General features: G+C 63.7%; 2 pseudogenes. Both read right to left on the bottom strand.

The window, feature by feature from the left end:
* A pseudogene (locus HCC78_RS33075) lies at window positions 1–302 on the bottom strand (IS5/IS1182 family transposase); the annotation flags it as partial.
* Between the two features lie 54 nt (window positions 303–356).
* Window positions 357–571 (bottom strand): annotated as a pseudogene (locus HCC78_RS33070) (IS5/IS1182 family transposase); the annotation flags it as partial.

Genomic DNA, 571 nt, shown 5'->3' with positions numbered 1-571 from the left:
GAGATCGATCGGACGGCCTTTGCTGTCGCAGATGGCATGCAGCTTCGTGTTCATGCCGCCCTTGGTGCGACCGATCAGGCGGCCGCGCCCCCCTTTTTCACGCCCAGACTGGACGCCGTGCGGTGAGCCTTCAAATGGGTCGCATCTATCATCACGGTCTTCTTCTCGTGGTCCTCGCCCGCCAGCCCGGCCAGCATCCGCGCGAAGATGCCCTTATCGCTCCACCGCTTCCAGCGATTGCAGAGCGTCTTGTGGGGGCCATGCTCTATCGGCGCATCCCTCCAGCGCAAGCCATTGCGATTGGCTTTGTTGCGCAAATCAGCTAGCGGCCAGAGTCCCCCTTTCCCCGGACACACTTATCCTGCGGCCACGGTCATCGGGATGCCGAGCGCCGTAAAACGGTTGAGGACCGCTATCCGGATCTGGACCTCGGCAACCTGGCGGTCGAAGTCCCGCGACATCAGCCGCTGGCCGAGCAGCTTCACGCAGTTCATTTTCGTCTCCACCCTGCTGCGGCGGTGGTACCCGCTCCAGTTCCGCCAGAGCGCCCGGCCCAAGTGCTTCGACGCCC

This window comes from Mangrovicoccus sp. HB161399 (assembly GCF_013184745.1).
Taxonomy (GTDB): Bacteria; Pseudomonadota; Alphaproteobacteria; order Rhodobacterales; family Rhodobacteraceae; genus Mangrovicoccus.
Note: the sequence above shows the minus strand (reverse complement) of the source record. Positions and strands in the feature narration are given on the sequence as shown.